The following is an 8,142-nucleotide window of genomic DNA, read 5'->3' as shown; positions in this document are numbered from 1 at the left end:
CCGCTACAGGGATCGCCAGCGCGTCGAATTGAGGCTTGTTTTCCGCCATGCCCAGGTAGAAGGCATAGGGCATGCCTTTTTCTTTTAACGCCCGGATCGCCAGGGTCGGCGCCACATCAGCCACGCCCACCAGTTCCATGTCTTTTTGCCGGGCTACTCCGTCCGCCAATCGCTGGCCAATGACACCGTAGCCCACAACTCCTACTTTTACCATGTAAATTTCCTCCTCGATTGTTTTGTTATCTTATTTGTTTGCTGTCAGCAGTTTTTGGGTATGTTCAGCAACCCACTCCGGCGTTACATCCTGGTTTTGGGCTACGCCGGTTGCGAGAGCCGCTTTGGCTACCGCGGCCGCCACCCGGGGCGCCACATTCCGGTCGAAGGCATAGGGAATGATATAATCCGGGTTGAGTTCCGCCGCCGGGATGCAGCCGGCGATCGCCTCCGCCGCCGCAATTTTCATGGCTTCGTTGATCGTAGCGGCCCTCACGTCCAAAGCGCCCCGGAAGATCCCCGGGAAAGCCAGTACGTTGTTCACCTGGTTGGGGAAGTCCGATCGCCCCGTGCCGATGACTTTGGCGCCGCCTTGTTTGGCTTCTTCCGGATAGATTTCCGGTACCGGATTCGCCATGGCAAAGAGAATGGCATCCCGGTTCATGGTCGCTACCATTTCCGCCGTAACGGCCCCCGGCGCCGATACGCCGATAAATACGTCGGCTCCCTGGAGGGCGTCGGACAGCTTGCCGGTGAGCTGCCGCGGGTTGAACCGTTCGGCAATTTTCCTTTTGTCAGGGGTTAAATCCGGATTTTTGAGGGAAATAATGCCTTTACGGTCACAAAGAATGATATCGGTCGTGCCAAAGGATTGCAAAAGTTTGGCAATGGCCGTACCGGCGGCGCCGGCGCCGTTGAGGACGACTTTCAGATCGGCGAAGCGCTTATTGACGATTTTCAAGGCATTAATGAGTCCCGCCAGGGTTACCACGGCGGTCCCATGCTGGTCGTCGTGAAAAATGGGAATCCGGCAGATTTCCTTGAGTCTATCTTCCACGGCAAAGCATTCCGGGGCTTTGATGTCTTCGAGGTTGATACCCCCAAAGGTAGGCTCCATGAGTTTGACCGCTTCGACAATTTTGTCCACGTCTTTGGTATCCAAACAAATCGGGAAGGCATCCACCCCGGCGAAGGTCTTGAATAAGACGGCCTTGCCTTCCATAACCGGCATGCCGGCGCCGGCGCCGATGTCGCCAAGCCCCAGGACGGCCGTACCGTTGGTTACAACGGCAACCAGGTTGCCTTTGGCGGTATAGTCATAAATTTTGTCGTAATCCGCTTTGATCTCCAGGCATGGCTCGGCTACCCCCGGCGTGTACGCCAGGGTCAGGTCGTCTTTGTTCGCCACGGGAACTTTGCATTGCAATGCAATTTTTCCCTGATTGTCCTTATGCAGTTTTAAGGCCCGCTCCCGCAATTCCATTTGAACCTCTCCTTTTTATTTTTAATTTTAACCAGTCTTTGTCGATAATTAGGGAAATCTTCAAGCAACCATCTTACAAACGTTTGCAAAAACAGCAAAAATTTTTAATCTTTAATTAACAAACGTTTGCAAAAAGCTTTATTGTTCTTTCCCGGTAAATCCGGGATAATTCCCCATCTAATATTGCAACCGTGATCCACAGGATTCTCTCCTTATTAAGATCGGATCCACAAGTACATTTCTTCTTTTTTGCTTATTGCCTTTCATCATATTTATCAAAGTTTCGCAAGCCAATACGGCAATCTTTTCACGCGGCTGATGTACCGTCGTCAATAAGGGTTTGAAAAAATTCACGATTTCAATATCGTCATATCCTACGACGGCAATGTCTTCCGGTACTCGAACTTTCAATTCCTTAAGCGCTTCGATCGCCCCGAGGGCCATCATATCCGTCTGCGCAAACACGGCGCTGAATTTCTTCAGCTTGTCTTTAGTGTTCATAATAATATGATAACCGGATTGGAAAGAACGATCGCCATTGAAGAAGATATCAGGATTAAATGGAATTTCGTATGCATCCAGAGCCGCCTTGTAGCCGGCGGTCCGGTTGGCATACTCTTCGCCGCTCTCCCGGGCCGTAATACAGGCAATCTGCTTATGCCCATATCTAATGAGATGTTCTGTCGCTATATAACCACCCTTAAAATGGTCCGTGGCAAAAACATTATGTTCTTCCGAAAGCCGTGAATCATCCGGGCAGTGATGCAAGAATACAAAGGGAATTTTATTGCTCTGCATCAATTTTAGAGCATCCTTATCCAATTCATCCAAAGCGGGATTAACCAGGATCAGACCGTCCACCTTTCTGCTTTTTACCAATCGTTCAATATTACTGCTCGGACCGTTCACCCGGTTTCTGGGGAAAGCAATAATTAAATCAAGTTCTTCCCGTTCCAGGCTGCGCCGTATTTGGTTATGCAGGGAATTATAAAATAAATTTACGTCAAACACATCAATGTAGTAGCTTTCAGGATAAATAATACCGATTGTGCCTGTCTTTTTGGTACTTAGACTTCTTGCATTGGCGTTAAAAGCAAAACCTAACTCGCCGGCAATCGACTTTATTTTTTCTTTTGTCTCATCGGCCACCAGATCACTGTTATTTAAGCTTCTTGATACGGTTGAATAACTTACACCGGCAATTTTTGCTATATCTTTAATTGTAACGGCCATTTTATATCACCTTGCAAGATTCATTATTGTATATCATTTTCTGAAATATTCGCATTATCAGAATAACAAACGTTTGCAAAATTGTCAATCCATTTTATCTTTTGTGAAAAAGGTAATTTAAGCAGTGTTTTTTCATTTACTCATTGTTCATCCAAAACCAGGTTCTGGCTAGATTTCCCCACGAATATTCTCAAACAGAAGGGTAGGATTTTCTTCTTTGTCACAGAATATTTTTGTTATATCCCACTTTCCGCAGTCCTCTGTCACTCGACAATAACTCTCCCAAGAAAGACCCAAAAGGTCTTTAAGTGGGAGGAAAGTATTTTACTTTTCGGAAGTTTGAGAAGAAGACACATTATTTAGAAATAACCCGAAAAGTTATACTTTCTGATCCCCGGGAAAAGATAAACTTAGTGAATTTTAAGCGAAGTATAGGGTCATTATTACTTTGTGGCTATGGATTGGGAGAACATATTGCCGCCATAAGTTCAGAGTGCGAAATGTGGGTTAAGTTATTCAATTATGCGGTTTCGCGATTAGGAGGTTAAAACAAATGGATCATGATCTCAACCGCGTTAATCGAAACAGCCAGCCTGTATCTGTAACTGACAACAAACCCATCGGTGTGAGAGTAGCGGAACGGGAAGGAGTCTTTGTCAACGGCTTTATCTGCCAGCATTGCGGGCTCCACTTCAACTTATTTTCCTGGAAGGCCAACCGGCACCGTTCCGACAATACGTATTGTCCCGAATGCGGTAAAAAAGGTTCTTTCATTCATTACCGTAAGGCTTTAAGCAGCAAACAGACCCGGGACGAAAACTCAAAAGATGAAATATTCCGGCATGTCCCTTGGCCCGGCAGTCAGTTAATGAACGACTCGATCATATTCTCGCAGCATGATGAATGAGAAAAAAAACAGGCTTCTCGCCTGTTTTTTCTTTTTGGCCTATGTAGTTCCATTAATTCCGGTTAACGTGCAAGGTTTGAAAACCGTAATCCAATAGTTTTACCGCATCATCCCACCGCTGGTCATCGTTGAGCATAACGGCAATCAGCTGGACTCCGTTTCGCTTGGCGGCGGCAACCAGGCAATCGCCGGCATCATGTGTATAACCGGTTTTAACCCCATCCGCGCCCGGATACGTTTTTAACAACCGGTTGATATTTGTAACATGCATCGTCGGACGGTTAAGAAACTGAACGTCATATTCGGGAGTGGATACAATTTTGGCAAATAGCGGATTCTGCAGCGCATAAGCAGCGATTAGCGCAAGGTCATGCGCCGTTGTATAGTGGTTAATCGGATCAGGCAGCCCGTTTGGATTGGAGAAATGGGTACGAGTCGCTCCAATCTTAGCGGCATTGGCATTCATCATGTCCACAAACGCCGGAACGGAGCCCGCTACATTTTGAGCAATTGCCACAGCGGCATCATTTCCCGAGACCATCATCATCCCAAACATTACGTTTTGTAATGTCAACTGGTCACCGGCGTTGAGACCCAGACTTGAACCTTCGGTATTAGCGGCCTTAGAACTCACTGTGACTATGCCGTCCGGCTTTCCTGCTTCAATCGCGGTAATGAGCGTCATAATTTTGGTTGTACTGGCCGGATACATAATAGCATCCGGTTTTTTTCCAAACAGAATCTGCTTGGTGGCAGGCGCATACAGTATGGCGGCTTCCGCGCCTACCTGCGGCGGCAGCGGTAAAGGAGCCGCCCAAACAACATTGATCCAGGCAAAAAGTAGCAGAAAACATACGAACAGCATTCGACGATGCATCCTATAACCTCCATTTAGTCCTGTTTCAATTTACTATACAATGCAGCTTAGCAATCTGTCAAAAGGAATCATTGCCCATTTATGCAAGAAATAATTCTTTTTCAGCACTTAAATGCTTATGAATATGCCGGTACAAAACCCTTCAGAAAACACGGTAATATTCCACTATAGCAGATCCAACAAACACCAGGCCATGACGGCCTGTCGTTTAGATTGAATGATCGAATTTACCGCCGGGAGGATTTTCCTCCTTTCCCGCCTAGTAAAAAAAAGAACGGACTTAAAAACATTCTTACAACTTTAAGAAAGCTCATTGCTGCACCAAGGATGGCAAACAGCAAATAATAACCACTCGTACTTATGTCATAATGAAACCATTCTTTTAATCCCCCAAGAATAATATGGTCGAACTTGACGAAGGTAAATAAATAAGCAACAACTAAGCCCGAGATAAAACCGCCAATCATTACCCGTGAAATACCTCCGGCAATTCCCATCAGGAGATAGTATCCGTTTGGGCCAATATCAATTTTGAGCAGTTCCCTGACTCCCGCGATTACCGTATGGTCAATATGAAACCAGGTAAGAAGAAAAGCAACACCAACACCAATTATAAATCCTAAGATCAATTTTAATCACTCCTATTCTGTACAACTACTCTTAGTATATCTATTATTACCCGGCTAGTCCATCCGCCGGACCAGTCAATCCATTCACTATAACTTCTAAAATACACTATAAATGTGACAAAAATGTGAACACGTTGGAAACAGGAAAGACCGCTTAAGGCGGTCTTTCGGCAATTAGAAATTGGTAATTGGATTTTCTTTTAGTCGCCTTATTCTGAAACTAATTTATCCTCGTGAACCGTACCGTTTTGACAGTGAGCTACCGTTTTTCTAAGAGTATGCCAAAATTCCGGATCGGCATAAGCCATTTCCCATAACCCAATACCCCGTAAATTATATTTGAAAACCAAACTTATTTTGGCGGCCCAGCTCGTGGGATCCTGAAACCAGACAATATGCTGCCGGCCATTTTCCTGGTAGCTGAAACAGGGTTCCTGATTTTTCACACTCCAGTTTATATCTGCACCATACTTTTCAGCCAGGCCCGCTGCTTCGCGGAATGAAACCGTCCTGGCCCGCCTGTTTTTCTGTATGGGAATCTCCCAGTCCAAACCATAGAGCGGGATTCCCAGGACAATTTGCTGCGATGGAACCTGCGTTAACGCATTCTGAATTACCCTTTCCACCCAGGGGATCGAAGCAATGGGTCCGGGCTCCCCGCCTGCCCAATGTTCGTCATAAGTCATAATCATTAAGAAATTGTTGGTTTGGCCTAAAGCACGGTAATCTTCGCCTGACTTTTGTCCGGATGTCAGTGCCGCTACTGCAACCGATGCCAGGTAAGGTTCCGGTCTGGCCCAGGCCAAAAGTCGTTTAGTAAATTGACTGAAGAGATTACGGTCCTGCGGGGATATTGATTCCATGTCAAGATTCCAGCCGTCGTAACGGTATTGCCGGAGGAGCGTCAACAGGTTGTCAATCAGGTTCTTCTGAGCCGGCGGGCTGATTAGAATTTGATGAATCGTGGCGGTACTGAAACCCCCGGCAGTAATGTTCTGTGGTACTACCAAGGGCCTGATTCCCAAATCCAGCACTTCTTCCAGAAAATCCGGATCCGTAATACCGTGTAAATTGCCCTTCTCATCGACAGTATAATTTACTGTACCTAAATAGGTTATCCAGGGGAATGCATCCTTTAAATATTGATAACGAAGCCCTGACCTTTCGGTTCCTACATAATAAGCCAAAACTTCGGGAGTTGGTACAAAATCCGCTGTCATAACCTTCCTCCCTAAAAACTTCTTTTTATTAAAATATTCATAATCCTACGGAATAGTTCTATTCTCGCCAGTCACCGGCAGCGCCAAATATAGAAAAACACACCGGATGTACCAGATATATACAAATATATATATTATCTAATTAGCTAGCACTAAAATACAATATATCTCATATTATATAGCAATGTTTCACATGGGAGGAGTAGTAGAACATGATGCCATGGCTTATTATCCTGGGTTTTGCAGTTTCATCCAGTGTGGACAATTTTGGCGTGGGTATCTGTTACGGGATCCGGAATATCCGTGTTGGTATACTTTCCAATTTTCTAATCGCGGTCATTTGTTTGCTCTTTAGTGAAGCCGGTATCCTGTTCGGCAACTGGCTTTCCAGGGTTCTGCCCGGTATACTCCCTGTTCTGATCGGCGCCTTTTTATTGTTTATATTCGGTATTCGAATCATCTTATTAACAAGGCCCCATAAAAAACAAACCATTAATGAAAACGAACTACAAAACCGAAGTATTAAAGAGCTGCTGGAAAATCCCGAAATTGCCGACGTTGACAGTTCCGGCGAAATCGGGTTGGGAGAAGCATTCTTTCTCGGCATAGCCCTCTCGGCCAATGCACTAACCAATGGCCTGAGCGCAGGATTGCTCGGTCTGTCGCCGCATGCCATTTCCATAGCTGCTGCAATCGGCAGTTTTATAACAATTTGGGCCGGAGCTTCTCTGGGCCGCAAAGTGGCAGACGTCCGGATTGGTTCCTTCACTTTGGGCGAATTCAGCACCGTATTAAGCGGAATCATCCTTCTGGTGATTGCTACCCATACGCTTCTCAGTTGATGAACACCTGTTATAGAGCTAAAATTAACACTAATTTTCCAAGGAGTGCTTCCAAAGCAATAGCCCCTTTGTAAAAAACCAAGGGCCGTTGAACCGCTTATCAAATTTGGACAGCAAAAATAAAAAGCTTTGCGGTAATAAACCCGCAAAGCTTTAATTCTTCTGGTGGAGACGGTGGGATTCGAACCCATGACCTCTTGAATGCGAACCAAGCGCTCTCCCAACTGAGCTACGCCCCCATTTAGCTATATATCGCTATGGAACCTAGTCGGTACATTACCCCGGATAAGTCCAAGTTCTCTTCTGTAGGATATTATACAGCAAAAACCGCCGGTTTAGCAAGTGCCTATTTTTCATAATAAAATAACATTAACTTATCTTGTAAAAATGCGGTGTGTTGTGTCATCCTAACCGACCACCCATCTTTACACTATTACAATATTTTTTGTGGTAATTTTAAAAATTTTTACAGTCCCTCTAGTAAAATCACAGCAATATTGTATACTTATAATATACTCTTTTTCACATTCTCCCTTTTAATATGTTTTGGGTTTGCCTGTTTACCGCCCTTTTGGTATTATTATCAAGGCAACCATTTAGCGGCTTTGCCGCTATTTTTCTGCCCTAAAATAAAGACCCTGTACTCTGGCAGGAGGCCACTGAAAAAGTCCCTATGATGCTAAAAAAGGTATAGTCTCTCAATAAAACTGAAGAGGCTGTACCTTTTTTCCTGTATAATTAAGGTATCAAAGGGAGCAGGTGAGTCAAATGATACAACAACAACAAGCCATGGTTTTAAGTCCCTATATAGAGCTCTATAACTTGATTATTCCCAAGGATAATATGCTGCGACAAATCAGCGAACTTGTTGATTTCTCCTTTGTGTATGAGGAATTGAAAGAGCGCTATTGTCTGGATAATGGCAGAAATGCGATTGACCCGATTCGGATGTTTAAA

Annotated in this window: 9 protein-coding genes and 1 tRNA gene; 3 read left to right on the top strand and 7 right to left on the bottom strand. The window is 44.9% G+C overall.

What is annotated here, in order from left to right; translation table 11 throughout:
- The 3 genes from LUCIF_RS22225 to LUCIF_RS22215 form a co-directional block, all read right to left on the bottom strand.
- Positions 1-214, bottom strand: a 214-nt coding sequence (locus LUCIF_RS22225) for a hypothetical protein (RefSeq protein ID WP_207858302.1), incomplete at its 3' end; no start/stop codon positions are given.
- Positions 215-244: 30 nt separating this feature from the next.
- Complete coding sequence (locus LUCIF_RS22220) at positions 245-1,477, bottom strand: NAD(P)-dependent malic enzyme (RefSeq protein WP_122630024.1); 1,233 nt, start codon at positions 1,475-1,477, stop codon at positions 245-247.
- A 177-nt stretch (positions 1,478-1,654) separates the two neighbouring features.
- The gene (locus tag LUCIF_RS22215) at positions 1,655-2,710 is read right to left on the bottom strand and encodes a LacI family DNA-binding transcriptional regulator (protein ID WP_122630023.1); all 1,056 of its coding nucleotides are present in this window, start codon (positions 2,708-2,710) and stop codon (positions 1,655-1,657) included.
- 553 nt (positions 2,711-3,263) lie between these two features.
- Here LUCIF_RS22215 and LUCIF_RS22210 point away from each other — a divergent pair.
- Positions 3,264-3,617 (top strand): hypothetical protein, encoded by a 354-nt coding sequence (locus tag LUCIF_RS22210; RefSeq protein WP_122630022.1) that lies wholly within the window; start codon positions 3,264-3,266, stop codon positions 3,615-3,617.
- A gap of 52 nt (positions 3,618-3,669) precedes the next feature.
- Here the strand turns inward: LUCIF_RS22210 and LUCIF_RS22205 are convergent, their stop codons facing one another.
- The 3 genes from LUCIF_RS22205 to LUCIF_RS22195 all read right to left on the bottom strand — a co-directional run bounded on the left by LUCIF_RS22205 (position 3,670) and on the right by LUCIF_RS22195 (position 6,343).
- A complete protein-coding gene (locus tag LUCIF_RS22205) occupies positions 3,670-4,494 on the bottom strand; it encodes a D-alanyl-D-alanine carboxypeptidase family protein (protein ID WP_122630021.1) in 825 nt (274 codons plus the stop codon).
- Positions 4,495-4,721: 227 nt separating this feature from the next.
- Positions 4,722-5,123, bottom strand: a complete 402-nt coding sequence (locus LUCIF_RS22200; RefSeq protein WP_122630020.1) for a hypothetical protein — start codon at positions 5,121-5,123, stop codon at positions 4,722-4,724.
- 209 nt (positions 5,124-5,332) lie between these two features.
- On the bottom strand, positions 5,333-6,343 hold the full coding sequence (locus LUCIF_RS22195; protein WP_122630019.1) for a glycosyl hydrolase family 18 protein: 1,011 nt from the start codon (positions 6,341-6,343) through the stop codon (positions 5,333-5,335).
- A 212-nt stretch (positions 6,344-6,555) separates the two neighbouring features.
- Here LUCIF_RS22195 and ytaF point away from each other — a divergent pair, with 212 nt between their 5' ends.
- A complete protein-coding gene (gene ytaF, locus LUCIF_RS22190) occupies positions 6,556-7,185 on the top strand; it encodes a sporulation membrane protein YtaF (RefSeq protein WP_207858300.1) in 630 nt (209 codons plus the stop codon).
- A 163-nt stretch (positions 7,186-7,348) separates the two neighbouring features.
- Here ytaF and LUCIF_RS22185 read toward each other — a convergent pair.
- Positions 7,349-7,424 (bottom strand) — tRNA-Ala (locus tag LUCIF_RS22185).
- Positions 7,425-7,953: 529 nt separating this feature from the next.
- On the opposite strand from LUCIF_RS22185, the gene LUCIF_RS22180 reads away from it, so the two are divergent.
- A partial coding sequence (locus LUCIF_RS22180; protein WP_503100509.1) for a transposase occupies positions 7,954-8,142 on the top strand: 189 nt, incomplete at its 3' end.

Source organism: Allolucifera butyrica, assembly GCF_900476375.1.
Classification (GTDB): domain Bacteria; phylum Bacillota; class Negativicutes; order Sporomusales; family UPPP01; genus Lucifera; species Lucifera butyrica.
This window is presented reverse-complemented; position numbering and strand designations above follow the sequence as displayed.